Origin of the sequence: Butyrivibrio sp. AC2005 (assembly GCF_000424145.1) — a bacterium.
GTDB lineage: Bacteria > Bacillota > Clostridia > Lachnospirales > Lachnospiraceae > Butyrivibrio.
This window is the reverse complement of record NZ_AUJI01000032.1, coordinates 1-21,486: the sequence shown is the minus strand read 5'-3', so window position 1 is coordinate 21,486 and position 21,486 is coordinate 1. Positions and strand designations below refer to the sequence as shown.

Annotated in this window: 24 protein-coding genes and 3 tRNA genes; 3 read left to right on the top strand and 24 right to left on the bottom strand. The window is 42.2% G+C overall.

From position 1 onward, the window contains the following. Positions 1-118 precede the first annotated feature (118 nt). The 24 genes from G602_RS0109805 to G602_RS26020 form a co-directional block, all read right to left on the bottom strand. A complete protein-coding gene (locus G602_RS0109805; RefSeq protein WP_026658857.1) occupies positions 119-955 on the bottom strand; it encodes a TIGR02452 family protein in 837 nt (278 codons plus the stop codon). Positions 956-963: 8 nt separating this feature from the next. Next, on the bottom strand, positions 964-2,076 hold the full coding sequence (locus tag G602_RS0109800; protein WP_026658856.1) for an RNA ligase: 1,113 nt from the start codon (positions 2,074-2,076) through the stop codon (positions 964-966). Next, a complete protein-coding gene (locus G602_RS28860; RefSeq protein WP_026658855.1) occupies positions 2,073-2,660 on the bottom strand; it encodes a metallophosphoesterase in 588 nt (195 codons plus the stop codon). The genes G602_RS0109800 and G602_RS28860 overlap by 4 nt, the downstream gene beginning before the upstream one ends. 18 nt (positions 2,661-2,678) lie before the next feature. Further along, entirely contained in the window at positions 2,679-3,605 is a 927-nt protein-coding gene (locus G602_RS29790; RefSeq protein WP_081675953.1) for an RNA ligase family protein, read from the bottom strand. 7 nt (positions 3,606-3,612) lie between these two features. After that, entirely contained in the window at positions 3,613-4,266 is a 654-nt protein-coding gene (locus G602_RS26045; protein WP_242835561.1) for a tRNA(His) guanylyltransferase Thg1 family protein, read from the bottom strand. A 215-nt stretch (positions 4,267-4,481) separates the two neighbouring features. Continuing rightward, a tRNA-OTHER gene (locus G602_RS0109780) sits at positions 4,482-4,556 on the bottom strand. Between the two features lie 82 nt (positions 4,557-4,638). After that, positions 4,639-4,712 (bottom strand) — tRNA-Thr (locus tag G602_RS0109775). A 198-nt stretch (positions 4,713-4,910) separates the two neighbouring features. Then, positions 4,911-4,981, bottom strand: a tRNA-Ile gene (locus tag G602_RS0109770). Positions 4,982-5,531: 550 nt separating this feature from the next. Then, positions 5,532-6,230 (bottom strand): metallophosphoesterase, encoded by a 699-nt coding sequence (locus G602_RS0109765; RefSeq protein ID WP_026658853.1) that lies wholly within the window; start codon positions 6,228-6,230, stop codon positions 5,532-5,534. A 54-nt stretch (positions 6,231-6,284) separates the two neighbouring features. Further along, complete coding sequence (locus G602_RS26040; RefSeq protein WP_049945162.1) at positions 6,285-6,641, bottom strand: helix-turn-helix domain-containing protein; 357 nt, start codon at positions 6,639-6,641, stop codon at positions 6,285-6,287. Between the two features lie 83 nt (positions 6,642-6,724). Continuing rightward, positions 6,725-7,795 (bottom strand): DUF4405 domain-containing protein, encoded by a 1,071-nt coding sequence (locus tag G602_RS31875; RefSeq protein WP_049945161.1) that lies wholly within the window; start codon positions 7,793-7,795, stop codon positions 6,725-6,727. A gap of 50 nt (positions 7,796-7,845) precedes the next feature. Beyond that, positions 7,846-8,571, bottom strand: a complete 726-nt coding sequence (locus tag G602_RS0109750) for a flavodoxin (protein WP_026658852.1) — start codon at positions 8,569-8,571, stop codon at positions 7,846-7,848. A 14-nt stretch (positions 8,572-8,585) separates the two neighbouring features. Continuing rightward, a complete protein-coding gene (locus G602_RS0109745) occupies positions 8,586-9,341 on the bottom strand; it encodes a carboxymuconolactone decarboxylase family protein (protein WP_026658851.1) in 756 nt (251 codons plus the stop codon). Between the two features lie 11 nt (positions 9,342-9,352). Continuing rightward, on the bottom strand, positions 9,353-10,399 hold the full coding sequence (locus G602_RS0109740; protein ID WP_026658850.1) for an aldo/keto reductase: 1,047 nt from the start codon (positions 10,397-10,399) through the stop codon (positions 9,353-9,355). Positions 10,400-10,417: 18 nt separating this feature from the next. Further along, positions 10,418-10,897 (bottom strand): flavodoxin, encoded by a 480-nt coding sequence (locus tag G602_RS0109735; RefSeq protein WP_026658849.1) that lies wholly within the window; start codon positions 10,895-10,897, stop codon positions 10,418-10,420. A 63-nt stretch (positions 10,898-10,960) separates the two neighbouring features. Beyond that, positions 10,961-11,503 carry a flavin reductase family protein gene (locus G602_RS0109730; RefSeq protein ID WP_026658848.1) on the bottom strand — a complete coding sequence of 181 codons (543 nt, stop codon included), beginning with the start codon at positions 11,501-11,503 and terminating at the stop codon, positions 10,961-10,963. Between the two features lies 1 nt (position 11,504). Next, positions 11,505-12,440, bottom strand: coding sequence for an aldo/keto reductase (locus G602_RS0109725; protein ID WP_026658846.1), 936 nt, complete (start codon positions 12,438-12,440; stop codon positions 11,505-11,507). Between the two features lie 47 nt (positions 12,441-12,487). Further along, positions 12,488-13,105, bottom strand: a complete 618-nt coding sequence (locus tag G602_RS0109720) for a TetR family transcriptional regulator (RefSeq protein WP_022762071.1) — start codon at positions 13,103-13,105, stop codon at positions 12,488-12,490. A 631-nt stretch (positions 13,106-13,736) separates the two neighbouring features. Next, the gene (locus G602_RS26030; RefSeq protein ID WP_049945160.1) at positions 13,737-14,696 is read right to left on the bottom strand and encodes a hypothetical protein; all 960 of its coding nucleotides are present in this window, start codon (positions 14,694-14,696) and stop codon (positions 13,737-13,739) included. A gap of 489 nt (positions 14,697-15,185) precedes the next feature. Continuing rightward, positions 15,186-15,641 carry a hypothetical protein gene (locus G602_RS0109705; RefSeq protein ID WP_026658844.1) on the bottom strand — a complete coding sequence of 152 codons (456 nt, stop codon included), beginning with the start codon at positions 15,639-15,641 and terminating at the stop codon, positions 15,186-15,188. Positions 15,642-15,990: 349 nt separating this feature from the next. Continuing rightward, complete coding sequence (locus G602_RS0109700) at positions 15,991-16,197, bottom strand: hypothetical protein (protein WP_026658843.1); 207 nt, start codon at positions 16,195-16,197, stop codon at positions 15,991-15,993. A 190-nt stretch (positions 16,198-16,387) separates the two neighbouring features. After that, positions 16,388-17,131, bottom strand: coding sequence for an N-acetyltransferase (locus G602_RS0109695; protein ID WP_026658842.1), 744 nt, complete (start codon positions 17,129-17,131; stop codon positions 16,388-16,390). A 1-nt stretch (position 17,132) separates the two neighbouring features. Then, a complete protein-coding gene (locus tag G602_RS26025; RefSeq protein ID WP_044931724.1) occupies positions 17,133-17,687 on the bottom strand; it encodes an isochorismatase family cysteine hydrolase in 555 nt (184 codons plus the stop codon). Beyond that, positions 17,659-18,423, bottom strand: a complete 765-nt coding sequence (locus tag G602_RS26020; protein WP_049945159.1) for a WYL domain-containing protein — start codon at positions 18,421-18,423, stop codon at positions 17,659-17,661. The genes G602_RS26025 and G602_RS26020 overlap by 29 nt, the downstream gene beginning before the upstream one ends. A gap of 276 nt (positions 18,424-18,699) precedes the next feature. On the opposite strand from G602_RS26020, the gene G602_RS26015 reads away from it, so the two are divergent. From G602_RS26015 to G602_RS0109670, 3 genes are all read left to right on the top strand, one after another. Beyond that, positions 18,700-19,218, top strand: a complete 519-nt coding sequence (locus G602_RS26015) for a DUF6431 domain-containing protein (RefSeq protein ID WP_155829656.1) — start codon at positions 18,700-18,702, stop codon at positions 19,216-19,218. Between the two features lie 62 nt (positions 19,219-19,280). Then, positions 19,281-20,525: a DDE-type integrase/transposase/recombinase gene (locus tag G602_RS0109675; RefSeq protein ID WP_026512086.1), complete on the top strand. Its 1,245-nt coding sequence runs from the start codon at positions 19,281-19,283 to the stop codon at positions 20,523-20,525. Further along, positions 20,525-21,328, top strand: coding sequence for an ExeA family protein (locus G602_RS0109670; RefSeq protein ID WP_026657311.1), 804 nt, complete (start codon positions 20,525-20,527; stop codon positions 21,326-21,328). The genes G602_RS0109675 and G602_RS0109670 overlap by 1 nt, the downstream gene beginning before the upstream one ends. The last annotated feature ends 158 nt before the right edge of the window (positions 21,329-21,486 follow it).

Sequence of the window (21,486 nt, the reverse complement as noted above, 5' to 3'; positions counted from 1 at the left end):
CTCATTATGTTATATATAACATATTCTCTTCTTTTCGTCAAGAACGTTAGCGTAGTATATGTCGAGTTTCAAAGCCATAAAATAGCTAATTCTCCACTCAGTTCATCATGTAAGTCCTCTAATGGATTGCCCTCTTAAACACATCATAATTCCTTAAATCTCTGGGACTGCAATATACTGCAAATTCAATAATCCTAAATGCATTCAGATAATCTCCTATAACATTCGCTGCAGCCCTTGCAACAACATCAGGTTTGTTTTGAAATGCTCCACATCCAAAAGCTCCCAGTACAACTACTTCGTCATCATTATATGCAGCAACATCCAATATACGTCTCAGCCTCTTCTCATGAATCTCCAGTAGCTCTTTATCTGAAATTTTCACTTTTCTCATTCCATCATTCTGGTTATATGGATTGCTTGGATTATCCCTCAAATTGGGAGCTGCACAGGTAATAACATCGACCTCATACCACTCCGATTCAGGCATGGTAACAGGAGCTGCTGTGTCCGTCTTAAACACCACAACTCCCGGAGTGTATATTATGTCATCATTATGAACCGGATCAGAAGCAGCTCTATGCGGATTATAGAAACCATCCCACATTTTCTTCGTATTAAGCATTTCATACAAAGCAGAGCATCTGCACAGGCATTCTTCCTGTGCTGTAGACCCTTTAGTTACACCTCCACCAGGATTTGTGGCAGAAGCGAAATTATGAACAGCAACTCTCATGTTTTTATAAGCTGCCGCAGCCTCTAAAGTTCTTTTCTTAGATACAGTAAGGCTGACCCTGTCTGTATATCTACTTCTGTCAAAAGAGGGCAATGGCTCTCCAGCCAGAATCAGTTTCTGACCATCTCTCGCCTTCCTTATAGATTCTTTAAGCCTGCTGTTCTCATTGCACATCTTCTCTGTGTCTCTGAAGATAATGACATTCTCATCTCGTCCCATTTTTCCTCCTAAAGTAAATTATTGGCGTACGAGTACTCTGATATTAATTTCTCTGCACTGGAAGGAACAACCAGTTTCATTATGTCATCGATATCTTTCTCGTTACCGATCGCCTTAAATCCCGCCCATGCATATGGTGAGTCCTTAATCATCATCGCAACCGCTTTTCTGTCATGATCGTATTCTTCATACAGACGCCTTGTATATAGCATCATATCCTCGGCCCTAGCCTTAAGTTCTGCAAACTGCCAGTCATAATACTTGATTATATGTGCATCTTCCGGGAAGTCCTTGGCCAGCTTGTAAAAATCTTCTCCGCTACAGAAAAGCTCCGCCATCCTTTTTGCAGTAAACACTCTGTTAGTAGCCATTCTGTGCATTGCTACATAAGCAGGTGATTTTATCTTTACCCTGTTATGTTTCGCATCCACTACCACAAAGCCTTCTTTTTCAATATCTTCTCCGTCATTCAGATTATCTGCAGCCTCCATGCAATCTTTAAGTGTAGTAAGCAGATAGCTTTCAGGCTTTTTGAACTCTGGCAGTTCATTATCAGCCTCTTCACCGGTCTTGTTATTCCTTGCTGCAAGAAAGAATAAAAGAGTCACATCATATCTGATGACAACCGGAGTAAATGGAGATACCAATTCAAAAACGTATGTGTAATCCTTATTCAGCTTATCAAATGGTATCTCCGCTATATTCTCTGCCTTGTTAATGATATCTGCATAACTCAGATCCTTATATCCCGGAACAGGAGCATTTCCTGCATCGCAAGTGGAGCTTGTTGCAAATCTCCATGCACCTTTGTACCAGAAAAGCTTTATCATAGAGCCATCTATTTTTTCCAGCACCCTGGCGCTATTCCAGTCGATATCTACAGCATACTGTTCCTGTACATTAAAAAACTTATCAAACGGCCAGCAGACCACAGAAAGCTGAACCACATCGATCATGATTCCTCTTGCTTCACATACCAGTGGATCTGAGAAATCAGCTTCTGCCATATACTTAAAGCAAGCCAAATCACCATTACGGCTTATCCTAATGAGCCTTTTATTCAGCTTTTCTTCCCAGCTATCTGTATTATTTTCTATAAACTCTAATATCTTCGATTTCATTGCTGTGTCTCTTTACTAATCCACTTCTTTTCTTTCTTCTCCACTGCATGGTCAATCGTGATCCTGTGTATGCTGTCTATATCAGACAGAATCCCGTCTTTTATCAGTTTTCCAAGATTGACCGGAGTATATCCGCATACATTGGCTGCAAGGTTTAAATGCTTGCAGCCTTCCTTGTACATCTCCATGTTACTGTGGTCATGACCATGAATGTTTAGACACCACGGAAGTCCATATACCGGCTCATGTGACAAAAGGATCTTGTCAGCAATAAATAGCGGACCAGAATATATCTCATCAAAAAGCCCAATGTAATCTCCCCTTCTGTCATGGTTCCCAAGAAGCAGTATCTTCTTTCTGACCCTGAGCTTCTTTATATATCCAGGATTTCCAACATCTCCAAGGCAGACAAATGTGTCATTTTTCATGATCACGGAATTCAGGATATTGACCTGTTCATCTGGTTCTATCCAATCAGGATCCATTAGCTTACAGTCAGCATCTTTAAAATGTGTATCAGACAAAATATAAACAGATCCGTTTTCTGACCAGTGCCTGAATGGTTCATATAATGTTGATATCATGCTGCCTCCTGTCTATGATCACTCATCATTTTTCATTAGATACTTGTTGTTTATTACTTTCATTGATAAAGGCCCGCTAAGTGTATAAGAGTGAACAGGCGTAACAGTCCTTATTACTATTCCCTCTCTTATTGTCCCATTGTATCCAACACCTTCTGCCCTTGCTAATAGAGCCGCCTCATCAGGATACTTTGCTAAGAGATCATCGCCTTCCTCTTCCACTGGAACCATCTGACATCCGACATATCTGCAGATTTCCTTAAGCGTTGCCAGGTCAGTTCTCTTATCATCAGCTCTTGCCGTAAATACAAACCACTCTGGCTTCTTAAGCCTAAGTCTGTTCTTCTGTATTCCTTCCCCGCACCATTCTCCCTGGAGAACCAAAGAGCTCAGTCCATGTTCCTCTGCATATGCCTTCATCTTTTCTGGAATACCTGCTGTTTTTACATGCTCCACAAACGCTGACTTTCCGTCATCCTTATAAGTGAAGTTATGGCCGGTAAAAGAAATTTCTCCGTCCCTTACACCTATGGAATGGCTTGAACCATCCATCTTGGTTGTTATGTAATAAGGCAGCCCCTTAAACTCATTAAGCAGCTCCGGAGCTGACTGTATTCTTGTCTCATCAGTCTTGGGTATATATCCGGGCCTGTCTCCTATCATGGTTCCTCCGGATCCTGCCCTCTCAGGCATTTCCCACTCGCGAACTCCAAGGATTTCCGTCACATCCACTCCTTCTTCAAGGCTCATCCCCTGAAGCTTAGGGAGTTTATCAATTCCAAGGCAAAGCCCCTGTGATATCTCTCCCCTGAACTTCATAGTCTTTAGCCTGAATCCTTCACCCATGAAATCATTATTTTTGTAAGAGCTCTTCCTTAGGAATTCAAACTCCTCACATACAGGGAGAAACGAATCTATCTCGAAACAGACGACCAAATCTCCCACATGGAACTCATCTTTTCCTCCGACACACTTCCATCCACATACCTACGCCTCGTTTCTGCCATGAGGGCAACTTATCATAGTTGATTCCTCTGCTGAAAAGCAGCTCATTTTTATAAGCGACACCTTTTCCCTTCAACTCTGACGTAGCTTTATGAACTGATACTCCCTCCTTTCGGAGCATCCAGTAACAATGTGAATTAAGAGCGTTTCTGTTAGCATCTTCCTGACGCCATCTGAAGTAATCCTCAACTCTCTCCGAATTCGGAAGAGGCACCATTCTACAGTCAAATGTAGCCGCCATCCCAAGTTCAAGTGAAAAGACAGCGCTTGCTTCAGCAGCAAGAGTTGAATTATACTTGCGCACTTTTCTGCCGAATGTATCTTCATCTGCCGCAAACAATAATGAAATCTCATCGCTTTCTGTATAGGCGTATACCACTCTGAATCCGCAATCCATGAGAGTTTTTGTTGTTTTCACCATCATATCTCTAAACTTTTCATCAAATGGTTCTTCAAAATGACAGACTTCCTTAGTAAGTCTTGTAAAGCCTCTGCCATCAAGCCTTGCCACCATATAAATATCTGGAAGCAATACCTGATCTAAAGACTGCTCGTAAACACGCATCTTTTTGTCCATCTCATCAAAACGCATTTCTATCATCTCTCCCTGCTATACTTATTTTCCCAAATCTTGTAAATCCGACTGTTACGGCGACGCCCGATAGGTGGACACCATCTGATTTTCACACCACCTCCGTATTAATGTGACGGCGCACAATCCAATTAATTAAATGATATCCCTATAAATACTGACTGTCAGTTAACTCGTGGTTGATAAAACATGAAGCTGAAACCTGCAAGTTTTCTATAGCTTAGTCGCGGGAGCAGGATTCGAACCTGCGTTGCACAGCTTATGAGGCTGGGCTGGAACCATCTCCAGACTATCCCGCAATATAAACGACTCTACAGAGAATCGAACTCTGATCTCCGGATAGACAGTCCGGCATAATAGCCTTTATACTATAGAGCCAAAAGCCTACCCAGGGACTCGAACCCTGAACCCTCTGCTTACAAGGCAGATGCTCTAGCCAGTTGAGCTAGGAAGGCGAAAGCTTAAATGGATCTTGTGGGAATGCGACGGCGCAGCCTAGTCCCTGTGGGAAACCCACCTGAATATCCTGCTTGCAAAGCAGGCGACCACCCCATGCAGTCCCAAGACCCGCGGTGCAGAAGCCCGTGCCTGTGGACTTCTGCTAAAGTATTAAGTTTTTCAGGAATAAGAAGTGCCTGCTAACTATTCCCTAATAGGGCGACTGAGAATCGAACTCAGGTTAGATGCATATAAGACACCGGTTCTCACCATTGAACTACCGCCCATCATTTTTGTAATCGAGCAGGCTGACTCCTGCTCGATTTCGCACACGAACATTCCGCACTTCGTGCTCCATGTTCTTGCGACCGGCAAATGAATTTGTATGCAAGCATCCATTCGCTTGCCGGTCTTGTGCATCAAAAAAGGACCTACCCACTTTCACGGATAGATCCTAAAACCCTGATTATTATTCCAATGTGCCTGGTATCAGTCTAACATCGGACTTTATAATCTATCCTTCTATTTCTTTCTATACCTTTTTTGCCGCGTGATGTCGCCAAATCGAGCGCACGAGTACTAAGCATATCGATCGTGCAATCATATGCTCTGGTTTCTATGGCTGTGAAATTTGTAAACATCATATTTCTCATTGAAAGCTTAAAACCTTGCCTTTCGTAGTATTTCTGTTTTAATCCAATTAACAAAAAAGGAAGCGACCGCATATTTATATTGATGATTGCATCAAAATAAATAGGACAGGCACTTCCTATGCATTTAGGTTAGCACCTGTATAATGACTTGTAAAGCACTTTTTTCTAAATCAGCAAAAATAATTATGCTTCTTCAAACTTCCGGGTTGCAGTATCCACAATATACAACTTCTGGTTACCATATGGATCCCCATTTGAGTATGTTGAAAAAAGATCCAGCGTCAGTACTCCTCCAAGGTCAAGTGGTTCCTCTACAGGTGTATGTCCCACAACCTGGTAAAAGAGATCATCCCTGAACATTCGGTAGAAATCAGCCTGAGGTCTTGCCCAAATCGGTGAATTATCCCTCCACAGTTCCTGCTTACCCATACGGTTAATCCTTGCAAGGATATCATCAATCTCTTTCATATGATATCCACACGTCTGAAAGACAAAACTCTCCGTAAGACCGGCATGACTGAACAGCACATCATCAATTTTATGGACAAATCTATAACGTTCTTCAATAACACGCTCCAGTCTGGTAATACCTTCAATAGCAGTTATCCTTGCCTGGACAGAATACCCCGATTCCATGGCATCCCAAAGATAGGATACATCGTGGTTGCCATAGCACCACAATGAAGGGTCATGCTCTTTTCCAAATTCAGCAGCCCTGTCCAAAGTCTCGTTATATGCGTCTAAATCATTTCCCTTTCCCCAATCATCTACCAGATCTCCGAGAATTACAATGTCATCGTAGCTGTTCTCATCAACTCTATCAGCCATATCAAAAATCCATGGCTTTAAATGTACATCAGGAATCACAAGTACTCTGCTCATTTCAAAACTCCGATTATTCCAAACTGATTCATTGCTTCACTAACATTAGGGCTCTCATCTTTTCTCAATCAAAACTTCCCATTTCTTTACGGCTACAGGGACTAAAAGATTATCAACACTTACACCCAGAAGGCCGCTGAGAATATAAAGGTTTTCAATCACAAAAAAAGATCCTTTATGTCGCCATTTATTAACAGCCTGCGGAGTAATACCCAATTTATCAGCAATGGTCTTATCTTTTAATCCCTTTGTTTTAATCAGATTGCACACTCTATTCTTTGTAGCTTCAAGGTCAAGTCCTTTTACCCTGTCAGGTTCTTCCCAAGACACAGTGTAATCCAAAGGCTCCAACATGTGTCTAAATCTATTTGCTTCTAGGATCTCCATTACTTTTCTATATCCATCATCCATCGATATTGCCTCCTCTATTTTTATTTTATTGGAGATTTATCTCATTGTATATAAACTCGTGGTTGATAAATTGGATAGCTAATCTACAAAGCACCTCTATAGGAAAAGAGTCCCAGGAATGGGCCATGATCCCATAACCTTCCGCGTATGAAGCGGATAGCTGAACTGGAACGCGAACCACCATAAGCTGTATTGCACTCCACGATTGTTCCGTCAACCTGCTGCACAAGATTACCGATCAGTTCAGGTCTTAAATAATTACTTGCCGGCGGTTCTCCTGTCGATATCTTAACTGCTACATTGCCGGTTGGCTGCCAGTCAAGCTGTTCATATATCCTGACAAGACCCTCCGCTGTTATATCCGTTGTAAAAAATACAGCGGACGGTTCTGCTGCACTTTCTGTTTCCAGAACCCTCTCCTCAGACGATATATCATCTTTTTCCTCTTCAACAAGAGGCAGATTATCTTCTTTTGAAGCCAGATCAGGCAATAGCGGATTCTTTTTATCTTCTGTTTTCATCTGAGAGTTTCTACATAAGACCGCAGCTTCGGTTCCAATAAATCCCCAGAATAAAAGCATTAGGACATTTTCAACAAATACCAATATTCCTGCCTTCTCATAATCAAGGAAAGCAAAGGAAACACGGAAGAAAAGATAATCCGGCATTCCATTCCTAATGAATAAAAGCAGACCGATACCTGCTACAATACATAATGCTGCAGATATCACCGTCTTCAGTTTGTCTGTAAGGTGTAGCCTTGCAAACATTACCGGAATATGCATTCCAAGATGCAATCCCATGAGCACAAATGCCCAATGAGACATGGATAGATGCATCCTTCTGGCAAAAGAAACCCTCGTCATTCCATACAGGAAAGGTACTGCATGACCGCTCATGGACATTCCGCAGAAAGCTGTCAGAACAAAGGACAAAAGAAGGGCTATGTTCACTACTGTCGTTATTATTCTGTATGGATTGTATTTACCTTTGAATAACGCACCATACCACTTCCTGTTAAGGAGCTGATGGATAATAACGAGCACCGTCATGCCAATTCCGATCCACTCATGCAATGCTTCGCCTGTAACCTGATAAGCCATCAGACATAATAAGAGGACGGTCATACAGACATCCACTATTCTTTTTAACATGATATTTTGTTTTCTCTACATGTTCCCGTCCTCACTTCCTCACTCTTTCTTTACTGCATGCCATCTATCCAGGATCTGATCTCATCCTCAGATGCTCCTGCGCCAAAACGCTTTCCATCAATCCATGTACCACTTCCTGCATTATCTGCAAGATTCTGACCACTTCTTCCTATTCCACTGCTGCTTGAGGTGCAGAAAGGTATCATTGTAATGCCATCAAAGCTGTAGCTCTCCACAAATGTATCCATGATGCGCGGCTCTTCTCCCCACCAGATAGGGTATCCAATATAGATTGTTGCATATCCATCAAGAGATATCGCATCACTTCCAATCTCAGGTCTTGCCGCTGAATCATTCTGTTCCTTAGTTGAGCGGCTGTTTGAATCGTTCCAGTTTAGATCTGCATCTGTATATTCCTGTGCAGCCTTTATCTCATAGGTATCTGCATCTGTGATTCCTGCAATCTTTTCCGCAACACCCTTTGTGGTTCCGGTTGCTGAGAAATATACTACAAGAACACCACTGTTTTCCTTGGAGCTACCAGTCTCTTCCGAAGAAGTATCATCCGCACTTTCATCATTTGTGTTTGAAGCAGCTTCACTTGTCACGACCTGTTGTGCTTCCTCTTCAGTATTATTCGCAGTTTCTGTTTCCTGTGAACTCTCAGCCTGTATAGTCTGAGCTGTATCACTCGCCGCCTGACCCTCGTTATTCCCACATGCCGTAAGACCAATAGCTAACAAAACAGCTGCAAGTACTGCCATCTTTTTCTTCATTTTGCGTCACCTTTCTATTTCAGTTTGCCATAGTCTTCATCAGATACTGCTTCCAGCCACTCGTTGCTTGTTTCTTCCCCGGCAACCTCGATTGCAAGGTGAGAGAACCATGAATCCGGTGCTGCTCCGTGCCAATGCTTAACTTCAGCAGGAATGTTTATTACTTTACCTGGAGTCATCTCCACGGCTTCCTTGCCCCATTCCTGATAATATCCTCTTCCACCGATGCAGATCAGCATCTGTCCGCCGCCGTTTTTCGCATGGTGGATATGCCAGTTATTACGGCATCCCGGCTCAAAAGTTACATTGAAAACAGGCACCTGCTCAGTTGAAACAGGAGCGAGGAAGCTTTGCCCAACAAAGAACTCTCCATAGGGGTTCGGATCTCCGATAGGGAAGAAAATCGAATTTTGATACCTGTCCTTTTCTGTCAGCTCTGGTACTTCTTTATTCCATACTTCCTTTGCAAGACGAAATACCGCCCATCCCTTTGGCCATCCTACATACATGGTGGCATGGGTTATGATGGCTGCAATCTCTTCCTTTGTGACTCCGTGAGCCTTCGCATTCTGAAGGTGATATGAAAGCGATGAGTCTGTGATGCCTGATGCCATAAGTGAAACCACTGTAATAATGCATTTGGTCTTAACATCAATCGCTTCCTCATTCCACACTTCACCAAAGAGTACATCATCATTTAAGTGTGCAAACATCGGAGCAAACTCACCAAGCTGATCTCTTCCTGCTGTCTGTACAATTTTCTCGCTCATTGCGTTTTACCTCACTTTCCAATTTTCTGGTCTCCGGTAGACCATACATGTTTCTTTGAAGCATCACTTCTCTTATTCTGTGCCATAACACCTGCAAGCGGATGTGGCACATATGGCTCTTCGAGATACTTCAGTTCATCATCCGTAAGTTCAATGTCCACAGCCTTTGCTGCCCCTTCTATATGATGCAGCTTGGTCGCACCTACCACAGGAGACGTCACCTTGGTAAGGAGCCATGCAAGGGATACTTCTGTCATGGTCACACCATGTTTCTCGGCAAGTTCTGCCACACGGTTTATTATCACAGCATCCTGATCCGCTGTAGCATCATACTTAAACTTCGCATATACATCCTGGGCAGCTCTTTTTGTATCACCTTCGCCCGGCTTTCTGGAAAGTCTTCCGCTTGCCAATGCACTATAAGGAGTCAGTGCGATATTTTCTTCTTCACAATAAGGCACCATCTCACGCTCTTCTTCACGGAAGATCAGATTATAATGCCCCTGGATCGAAACAAACTTTGCAAAGTCCTCTTTTTCTGCCAGAGCATTAGCCTTTGCAATCTGCCATGCGAAGCAGTTTGAAATGCCAATATATCTTGCCTTGCCTGCTTTCACGATACGGTTCAGTCCATCCATGATATCGTAAATATCCGTATTCCAGTCCCACATGTGATAGATATACAGATCCACATAGTCCATCCCAAGATTTTGAAGGCTCGTATTTATCATGTTTTCAATATGCTGCTGACCACTAACTCCTTTTTCAATCTCTTCCGGCGTCCTTGGAAGAAATTTGGTCGCAACAACCACATCCTCGCGCTTTGCAAAATCTCTAAGTGCACGTCCTACGTACTGCTCACTGGTTCCGCTCTGATAAGCGATTGCCGTGTCATAAAAATTGACTCCCAGGTCAAGACCTCTCTTAATAATTTCTCTCGAATGTTCCTCATCTATCGTCCAGCTGTGCTGTCCTTTTTGGGCATCTCCAAATCCCATGCATCCCATACAGATACGAGATACATTCAAATCAGTATTTCCTAATTTTGTATATTTCATAGCCATACCCCTTTCCGTTTACAGTACTTCATCAAGCCACTTTTTAATCACAACTTCATCCGAGCGATTGATCTGTGTGCCCTTTTTCCACTCCACATCGCCCTTAACATTCTTATGGAGCTCTTCGTCACTTTTTCCTACACCACTTCCTCCGGATGTGCAGAAAGGAATGATTGTCTTTCCACTGAAATCATAGCTTTCGAGAAAAGTCTCAATAATCCTTGGAGCAACTCCCCACCAGATTGGAAATCCGATGATTACTTTGTCATAGGAAGCCATGTCTGATACTGTACCTGTAATCTCCGGTCTCGCAGAAGGGTCATTCATCTCAATGCTGCTCCTGCTCTGCTTGTTCATCCAGTTAAGGTCATCATCTGTATATATTTCTTTTGGCACTATTTCAAAGAAATCTCCGTCTGCGATACGGGCAATCTCTTCTCCTACTTTTTTAGTTACACCGCTTGCTGAAAAAACAGCCACTAAAGTTTTTCCTGTCATTTTTTGTCCTTTCTTCTTATATAAAACAAGCCTCTGACCATAAAAGGTCAGAGACTTGAAAAATCAGTTCATCTTTCCACAGTTTCCGACCTTTTCTCCGGTAACGAAATACTCATAGGTCGGGAATTCAAACAATACCGGCTTAAAGGTATGATAGTTGATCTTTCCCTGCTCATTTAAAACTGCTTCATCAGCATAGGTAGCAAGTATCTTGCAGATAAAGTGGTCAAAGTCTTCCAGTTCATAGTTACCATCAACTTCACATTCAATAGAAACTTTAGCCTCATCAATAAGAGGTGCTCCGTTTTCGCCCATTGTCCATGCAAAAGCCTCAGACTTATCCTCTTTGTTTCCGCTGATTGTTCCCATCTTATCTGCCTTTGCAAGCCATGACTCATCTACCACATTTACAGAGAGTTTTTTATTCTCACGGATTCCCTTATTGATATAGTGAGCCTGTACCAGGGATACCATCAGATGAGTGTGTGCCACAGTTCCTGCATGTGCCACAAGAGTCCATGTGGGTTTATCATTTACCATTGCTCCAACCACGATTACAGGGCATGGATATAATGCAAGTGTTGCTCCGATATTTTTCTTTGCCATATTATTTCATCTCCTTTTCCCAAAAACGAATTACATTAAGTTCCAGACTGTCTGCTACTTTTTCAAGTAATGCTACTTCCTCATCTGTAAGAGTAATATTTGCTGCTTTCACTGCATCAAGCACCTGGTTTTCTTTTGTCACACCGATAATAGGAAGGGTTCCCTTTGCTATTGCCCATGCGACCGGGATCTGAGCCATTCCTACGCCATATTTGTCTGCAAGTTTCTTAAGCTCTTCATTAAGGATCTCCAGCTTATCAAGTACAGGATTATAGATCTCTGCCCTTGCAGAGCCTTCCGGCATAGGATGCTTTGTATCATACTTGCCTGACAATGCTCCCTGCTCAAGAACCATGTATGAAAAGAAAGTAATGTCATTTTCTTTACAATAATCCAGGATCCCTGAGTCTTCTGATGATCTGTTGATCAGACTGTAATGATTCTGTACTGCCGACAACTTAAGACCGTGAGCCTTCAGGATCTCATTTGCCTGTTTGATCTCAGAAAGGTTATGGTTAGACACTCCAAGAAGAGGCACATTGTCCTTACCTTCAAAGTACTTAGCCAGTTCTTCCGTCCACTTTGGTGCACCAGACACATTGTGGATCCAGTAAACATCAAACCTGTCCAGATCCATAAGGCCAAGCTGCATCTCTATCATATCCTTCATTGCAGAAGCTGAAGATACATCTGCACACTGTGGAGTAAACTTATCGGAAATGATGTAAGACTCCCTTGGCAGCCCTTCAAGAAATCCTGCAAGCACCTTCTCTGATGTTCCCATGCCATAAGCATAGGCTGTATCCCAAAGGTTAAGTCCATTTTCCATTGCCGTGTCAAAAATAGGCTTAAGGCTATCTGCTGTAAGATTGTTTCCAAATGTTCCGTCGTTGCCCCATGCCCATGCACCAAGAGCGATCTTAGGTAGATTTGCCATTTTAGTTTTCCTCCTTGAAATTAGTGTTTTTATTAGTCTGCCTCGCTTTATAAAAGCTTCAGCAGGCAGTTATTTGTTATCTCAAAAATGGACTGATATACATAGTCCACATTTGCCTGTTTCATGGCTTCCCTTTGTTTATCCGTTACTGCGGTATAAGGATAAATACCAAACATAAATGGGAAGAATACATATATAAAATCCTGAATCTCCTGCACAGATTTCTCCGGACAGAACTTTGTGATTATCCTGCATACATTTTTCATAGACTCGCCATAAGCTACCTTAAAAGATGTAAGAAGTTCAGGTCTGCTGTTTTCCTCCATATCATAGTTATTCATGGAGAGAAGTTTTAGCAGTTGCTGCCTGTTTGCTATGGATGATGCAAGCTTGTTTGCAAGCTGCTCCTTGGAAAGCTTCTCATTTTCCTGAAGAATAGATTGTAATTCTTCATTCCAGCGAATGTACTCCCTCTCAAAAAGGGCCAAAAATATTTCCTCTTTTGTCTGGTAGTAGTTATATATTGTCGGTCTTGAGAAGGATGTTTCATTCCCGATCTCTTTAAGAGTGATATCTTTAAAGCTCATGGTCTGATACAGCTTCTCGCAGGCACTTATGATTTCTTCTTTTCTTGCTGCGGTTCTTTCCGGTGATCCTTTTGGCATATATCTGTCTCCTGATTTTTTATTCTGACTTCGTGTCAATATGAATTATACATATATATTGACACCGTGTCAATATATGTTCAATTTTTTATTTTTTTCTTAAAAATGTCCGGTGCTTACTATTATCAATAAGCATCGGACTTACTATCTTTTAACATTGCATATTGGATCTGTATTATTTAAAGCGTTCGACTTAAAATATGATTGATAGTTTCGTTATGCCGTCCTCCGTGTGCACCTGAATTTGGGCATAAAAACAGACCAGAAAGTACCGGACGTCTCCGGTCTTTGCTGACCTATGTAAAATTCTATATACAACAAAAGACATCCCATATCTGGAATGCCCTTCTAACAAAAACGCTGGACCGGACAGCTTACATCTGCCTTACATCCTCATGCGGTTTGCAACGATTTACTTTGCTGATTTAATATTAACATTAAATAGGATTTTAGTCAAAAATTTAGTTTGATCTTCCAAATCAATTAAAAAATCCCCCTACTGATCCATTTCTGATCAATAGAGGGAAATCTACCTCTTTAAGCAATCATGTAACGCATGGTCGTCCTGTTGATCATATATCATGCGTCCGTAGGCCTATAGCCCATATCATGATGCCATATTCAATTATATTTATTTCCAGTATTTGCTAACAGCTTCCTCAGCCTCATCCTCTTTCAAATTGAACTTTGCTGAAATACGATCTACTGTCGCTTCAAAAGTAGCTCCATAAAACTGAGCCTCCTCTACTGTACCTTTAATAACGCCCTCATTCAAAATACTCTTTGCTTCATAATCCAATACTTGTCCGCCCATAATTGCCTCCGTTTCTTCCCAAACACTATCTTTCCCAACAGTAAGCGCAGCTACGACTTTATTGAATAAATCAATCAATGATCGGTAAGTATAAGTATCAATGCTTCTGTTCTCCAATGCCTTCATCAGCTTCTGCTTAAAAGACATGAGTTCTTTATCATATGAAGCCTTATCTTCGTCTGCGATTTCTATACGATTTTTAAAATAGTGCTCAAGATTAAAAAGATAAAATGGAACAAGAAAATATAATTTCTTTTCAAAAATAGTATCGTCATCATATCTGATCATCTTCAATACAGGCATTGAATATGATACTTCTCTTCCATTCGGTAATAATAATTCGACAGTCATCTCATCTGGAGTTCCTTCAGTACATCTAAGAAAAAGGATCCCTGAATGTGGGACAGTAACCCTTAACTTTCCTGGCGTATACTCTCCGGTAGTCTTCAAAGCAATTTGCATGTCATACTCAAACATGCGTACTATCATATTGCCATCTTCAGTACTCTGACTCTCAACATGAAAAATTCTCCTGTTGCCTGAATGGTCTATAACCATAACCGCTGAGTCAACTATTCGTTTATCTTGTTCTCCATCTTGACGATTCTGCTGGTACTGCTCATTAAGTGGTACAACCACTTCATCTCCGTTATATTTCTCAGGCAAACTTGGAAACATCTCATTTATAAATGCCAGCAACATTCTTCTATGATCAACAACAAGTGTCCTAAACACGTCGTCAAAAGGCGTACTACCAGCATTAATTCTTTCACCCACTAGACGTTCCTTCCTTTCCGTAACCATATTATATCATAATCAGTATCATAGGAAATTGTACTATTTATGATAATTCCATAAACAGTTTTGATTTTCCTTTGCATCATTTTATACCTATCAGTAGTTTTTTGTCATTCAGCTCTCGGTTGATGGTTTCCAATGCAGGACAATCATTCAGCAGGCAGCCTCATATCATCCAGGTACTTATTTATCAGCATAACAAACTTTATATTTTGAGCAAATCAGATTGCTTTCCCACCACGTTTGTCTTTGTTTTAATCTTCTTTTGTCCTATTATGGCCCAAGACAAGTGGCCACAAACCTTCTGCTTACTGCACGATAGCTTAGTATGAATTACATCTATAGCATGTCTACTATCTTTTCCGTTATAATGCTCCACATATCTTCTTATTATCCTACGAAACTGATGTTTTGTTATGTCCATAATCCCTTCTCCTCCTTTAAGCCACTCTTTTTACTATGCTACAATCAATCCTGTTCATCCAAAATATCAAGAATTCTTTCAATCCTTCTCAAAGCAACACTATCAGATCTTAGAAGGAGCTTCGAAAATTTTGCAATTGCTTTTACCTTTTCATCACCTGTAAGATCATCCGACTGCTGTATTGGATTATCTATTTCTGTATAAATTAAAAGCCTATTTCCCAGGATATGTTCGTTATATTTACCGCCACAGTTATTTAGTAAGAACGTAGCAATTCCACGCAGTCTATGACCATACTTGAAATTTTTAGCCATTTCTTCCGGAATTCCAATTTCAACCACTACCCTCCCATTATCAGGCATCGGACATTGAAGCTGTATCCCGTACCTTGAGAAAAGGTTTAGCCCTGCATTTTCAGCAGCTTTCCTAATATCACTGATACAATCAATGGCCTTGATCCTGGTATCCGCAAAATTGATAAATACTCTTTTAGTTATCACAGTTCCTGTCACCTTCCAAAGTTTTTATATAACAAATTATAAATATGGTTTCGTTACTTGTCAATAGTATCGGATAGTATTGGATATTATGAAATAGTCTCTAGTTTATTTTTCCTACTACTCACAGGTTTTCAGATAACAAAGCATTAAAAAAACCCCCTGACACCGAAAGTACCGGTGTACAGAAAGATTCTACATTGCCCAAACTGCTCCGAATCACACTTTCTACTCTATGATAGTTTTCAGGGCATTATAAATAATTGTATACTACAGCCCGGATTACAAAATAGACTTTTTTAAAAGGGCCTGCATAGCCATATGTTGCCATGCACGCCCTTTTCATTATAGTTCATGAAACATCACCAGATTGTTCGTCCCTGGGATTTTTTCTTTTATCCGGTATCTCATCGCCTGGTCTGTCAGGATAAATGTCATGCCATGGAATGATTCCGTTCTCCATGTCCTCAATCTCTCTTCTCTTGGCATAGCGCCACAGTTCTATCCTAAGGAGCATAACAGCTTCACTGTGTCTTGCATAAAACCGTGATTTGCTCATTCCAATGACTTCCCAGATATCCTTCGGTTTCTTGGTAACCTCATCAATTTCTTCCTTTGGATGAAAGTAGCAAGTGTCCAGTCATTCACATACTGAAATTATCACATAAAATAAGCAGGTCCTCCGATTTCACGGATAATGACCTGCTATACACTGATTTTGGCCTGTTTTATTCCCCACAATCCATCCCCTACTGTGCCAGTTTTAAGAACTTTTTGTCATTCATCTGTTCATTCGTAATATACTTCCCATCACAGAATAGCGAATAAGTTGTGATCGGCGTCGGTGCATTCTGAGCATCATTCCTACTCTCGATCTTCATAGCTCTGAATGGAATGCCATTGTTCTTGGCTGTCTCTTCCAGCACAGGTACATACTTCGCATTGAACGGACACTGGTTCGTATAGTAAAGAACATATCCTTCCTCATCTATGTGCGGATGCTTAGCACACTCTTTGAACATCGGCTTCTCGGCCCCTTTCTCAAAGGGCAGATACCATAACTGTATGCCGTTATCCGCTTCATCACACACTTCAAAGCCTTTATATTTCAGGAATTTCGGATCAGCCAGAAATGGCTTTTTCTTTGCTGCAGCAAGAATGCAAAGTCCTTTCTTTCCCTTCTCCTTGCTGTCTTTGATGCATTCGGAAAGCAGGTCGCTTGAATATCCATGACCTTTGAAAGAACCGGAAACCCATAGGCAGTCTATATACATATACCCAGGTGCTTCGATTGGATTCCATGCATGCTCTGCCGGAATATATTCTATGAAGCATTTCCCGCGCTCCACACTTTTTAAGAATACAAGCCCCTCATCAAATCTGTCCGCAAGCCACGCCTTCTTTGAAGATACCTGTACATCTTTATTGTTGGATATGGCACAGCAGATATGCTCCTCTTCCAGATTCTCTTTTGTAACCCTGATATACTCCATCTCAGCTCTCCTGTCTACACTTCGTTCCGGTCCGCGCTAAACGATCGTCCACCGGACGATCAGCGCCCCCCATATAATCCTTAAGTTCTTTGACCTCACAGCCCTTTTTCGCATAGTATGCGTACATTTCATCCATCTTTTTCAGATCATAGCTTGTAACACAATCGGATATCACGTGAACGCTATATCCTGCCTTTGTCATATTGAAGCATGTGGACTTTACGCAGCCTGTGGCATCCGCACCGGCAACAAAGAACTCATTAATTCCATTCTTTTCAATGAACTCTGTAAATTCCTCGCTCGTAAGCGCATTTGCTTTCGTCTTTACAAAGATATTATCGGATAACACCTTCATTTCAGGAACCAGCTCAGCCCCTTTTGTGTCCGGCTTAAAGGTTCTGGTTCCCGGCGACAGATTATTATGCTTGATATAGATGATCTGCATATTCTCTGCCATAGCCCAGTCGATAGCCTGATTGATCCGATCAATGATCTTTCTGTAGTTCTTTGTAATGTCATTTTGAATGTCAATCACCATCAGTGCTTTGTTTCCCATGTTTCTTTCCCTTCCTTTCATATTTTTTCGCCATATCACAGGCGATTTCATAAAGCTTTTCCCTGATAGACTCCGGTTCGATTACAGTCACCTTATCCCTGCAGGAAAGCATCCATGATATCAGGCCTTCATCGTCCGCATATTCATGTTCAAAAAGGAGTGATCCATCGGACTGTTCTTCAAAGGAACCCACGCCGTACTCTTCAACGAGCTGCCACTTCATGGACGGATCAAAAACTGCCCTAACTTTTCCTCTTACAGGAAAGACCTTTTCGTTCGAAAGCTCCGGCAAAGGGATCTCGGATCTTCTTTCAAACACCTCGCCATGTACGATACTGACCATCCTGTTCAGCTTAAACAGCCGGAAGTCTTTCCGGAGCAGACAGAAGCCATACACATACCAGCTGGACCATTTGAAGATCAGATAATACGGTTCTATCTCCCTTCTCGTATCGCCTCCCGGCGAATAGTAATCGAATCGGATCCTCCTGCGCAGTTCAATGGCGTCCTGGATGAGGCCAATCTTCGGGGGCAGCGTATCCCTATACCATGACGACAGATCGATCAGGATAGAATCCCTGCCGTTTACAAATTCAGAAGAACCTGCCTGTATCTTCTCCATCAGCTGTCCGTAGTATCTGCTCCCGCTTACACTGTCCAAACTTCGCAGTCCCGCAAGGATCATCTGCATATCCCGGGATGTCAGAAGCGTCCTGTCCATCCGGTATCCGTTCATAATGCTTATGCCGCCTCCGGCTCCCTGAGAAGTCTGGATCGGTATACTGTTGTTTGTTACTTTACCTGCGTTCTAAATTCTGTTTTTGAATCACTTTATTTAAAGGTGTGGACTTATTTATTCAGGTGCATAATACACCAGATTATTTAATGCCATGCCTTTTGTGTTATCATGGGAAAGTTACTGACAATAAAAGGCAGGATCCCTCCCCGACCAAAGTTTGGTATCCTGCCTTAGCAACTCCGTACACAGAAGTGTACGAAAACATGCAAGACAATGATAACCCTTTACGTCGAAGAAAACAATCCGATTACACCAGGTTTCTACAACTCTGTCCTAAACAATCTCCAGTTCCATCAGCTCAAATGCCCTTGTGGTCAGTCAGGCTGCCTATCCGTCCATGGTTATTACAACAGATATGTTAAAACCGAGGATGGAAAAGTAATGTTCAGGATCTGCCGTGTGAAATGCGATCAGTGTGGACGCACTCACGCTCTCCTTCTGTCATCAATGGTTCCTTATTCCCAGATATCATTCCAGGATCACCTTCAGATAATCACAGCTCATGAAAAAGAGACGCCTTCAAACATCACTCTTTCCTCAGCTCTGTCTTTTGACGAGAGCAACTTTAGATACATCATCAGGATGTACCTGAAGCACTGGAAACAACGGCTTATCTCCGAACGTATTTCTGTTGATGGCGAAAGCCTTATAAGCAGCTGTTTTCAATACTTCAAGCGTCAGTTCATGCAGATTAAATGTACTCCAAATATCCTTTTCCTAAATACCACATAACCTGGCACGAACTCTCTCCTGATCCTCCATATACTTAAGAAAAAACGAAAGGAGGATCCGCCATGGATCAGGAAAAACAACAAAACATTGCTCTTATGAGATACTCTGTTATCTCTCCAATCATTTCAGGTCTCTGGGAAGACTACTCATCCCTTACGGCTTTCTTTAATGACGCCTCAGCCAAGGGAGTTTTAGCTCCTGATGGCTCGGTCAAGCACTTTGCACCACAGACCATTGAGCGCTGGTACCGTAACTACAAGAAAGGCGGTTTTGATGCTCTCATCCCTACAGGCCGTGTGGATCAGGGTCTGCCCCGAAAGCTGGATGCAGATCTTCAGGAACAGATCAGATATCTCAAAACCAACTACCCCCGCATGTCCGCAGCATCTATCCACAGACAGCTTCAGGATAACGGAAGCATAAAAGTAGGCACTGTTTCAGAATCAACAGTCAACCGCTACGTCAATCAGCTCTCACTTGAAATGAAGACCACCACAAACCCTGACATGCGACGTTACGAGCGCCCACACATCAACGAGGTATGGTGCGGAGATTCAAGCGTTGGCCCTTATCTCAAGACCGATGATGGTAAGAAGCATAAAGTCTATATCATTGCCCTTATCGATGATGCAAGCAGGTTCATTGTTGGCATAGATGTTTTCTTCAATGACAACTTTGTGAACCTCATGTCTGTCATAAAATCAGCAGTTGCAAAGTATGGACGTCCACAGATGTTCAACTTTGACAATGGCAGTTCCTACAAGAACAAGCAGATGGAACTCCTTGCCGCCCGCATCGGCTCAGTCATCCATTATGACCAGCCTTACACGCCTACACAGAAAGCAAAGATCGAGCGCTGGTTCCGCACCATGAAAGATCAGTGGATGTCAGGCCTCGACATCAGGGATTTCCATTCCCTCGATGAACTCAGAGGTAATCTCTTTGCCTATGTGCAGAAGTACAATCAGACCGTACATTCTTCCTTAAACGGAAGATCACCGCAGGACAGATACTTCTCAGAACCAAATCTTTTCCACCGCCTCAGCGATGAAGAGATAGACCACTCCTTCCTCCTCGAAATCGAGAGAAGAGTCTCGGCTGATAATGTCATCACCATAGACCAGGTTGAATACGAAGTGGACTGCCGTTTTTCAAAGCAGCATATCAAGCTCCGCTATTCTCCAGGGCTTGACGAAATTTACATTGTTGAAGCCGATGGAACACTTACGCCAATCCGTCTCCTAAACAAAGTGGAGAATTCCAAAGTTAAGAGAGACAAGGTACATATCTGCAGAGGAGAAGACTGATGGAATACTTTACACGCTACGGGCTTGAGTTTAACCCATTTATCAAGAACTCAAGGGAGATAATCGTTGATACCGCAGAACACAGGGAAGCCCTGTTCCGCCTTGACTACCTGGCCAAGACCAAAGGATTCGGCCTGCTCACCGGAAGTCCCGGTAGAGGCAAGACAACTGTCATAAGGCACTGGTCATCATCGCTGAATCCCTCGCTGTATAAAGTTATATATTCAAGTCTTTCCACCCTGACCCCGAATGATTTCTACAGAAATCTTGTTTCAGAGTTTGGCGCCCAGCCTGCATTCAAGAAACCAAGTAATTTCAAGATCATCCAGGAAGAAGTCACACGCCTGTCCGTTGAAAAGAGGAAAACGCCTGTGATCATCATTGATGAAGCGAACTATATCAACAATACCATCCTTAACGATCTCAAGATTCTTTTTAACTTTGAGATGGATTCCAGGGACAGAGCAGTCATTCTGCTTGCCGGACTTCCGAACCTTAATTCCACACTCGGGCTTGGTATTCATGAACCCCTCAGGCAGAGAATCGTCATGAACTACAACCTTGATGGTGTGACAAAGGAAGAAGGCCGCAGCTATATCTCTGAAAAGCTCAAAGGTGCTGGCTGTAATCAGACCATCTTTGATGGTGCAGCAATAGAAGCAATACTCAACGCAGCTGATGGAACTCCGCGTCTCATAAACAAGTACTGTAACGCCAGCCTCCTTATAGGTGACAGCGCCAAAGCTGATCTCATTACAACCGACATCGTCATGCAGGCAGTCAATGACTGCGAACTTGGTTAGGATTACATCCCTCACTCATTTAAAGTGCGTGAGGGATGATTTCATTTATATAATCTGAAAATCAGGTGTCAAACAATCTAACTGTACCCTTTGTCTGACACCCTATGCAGCCTCATTTAAAGTGAAGATTGAGGACTCATTTAATGTGCCGGACAACA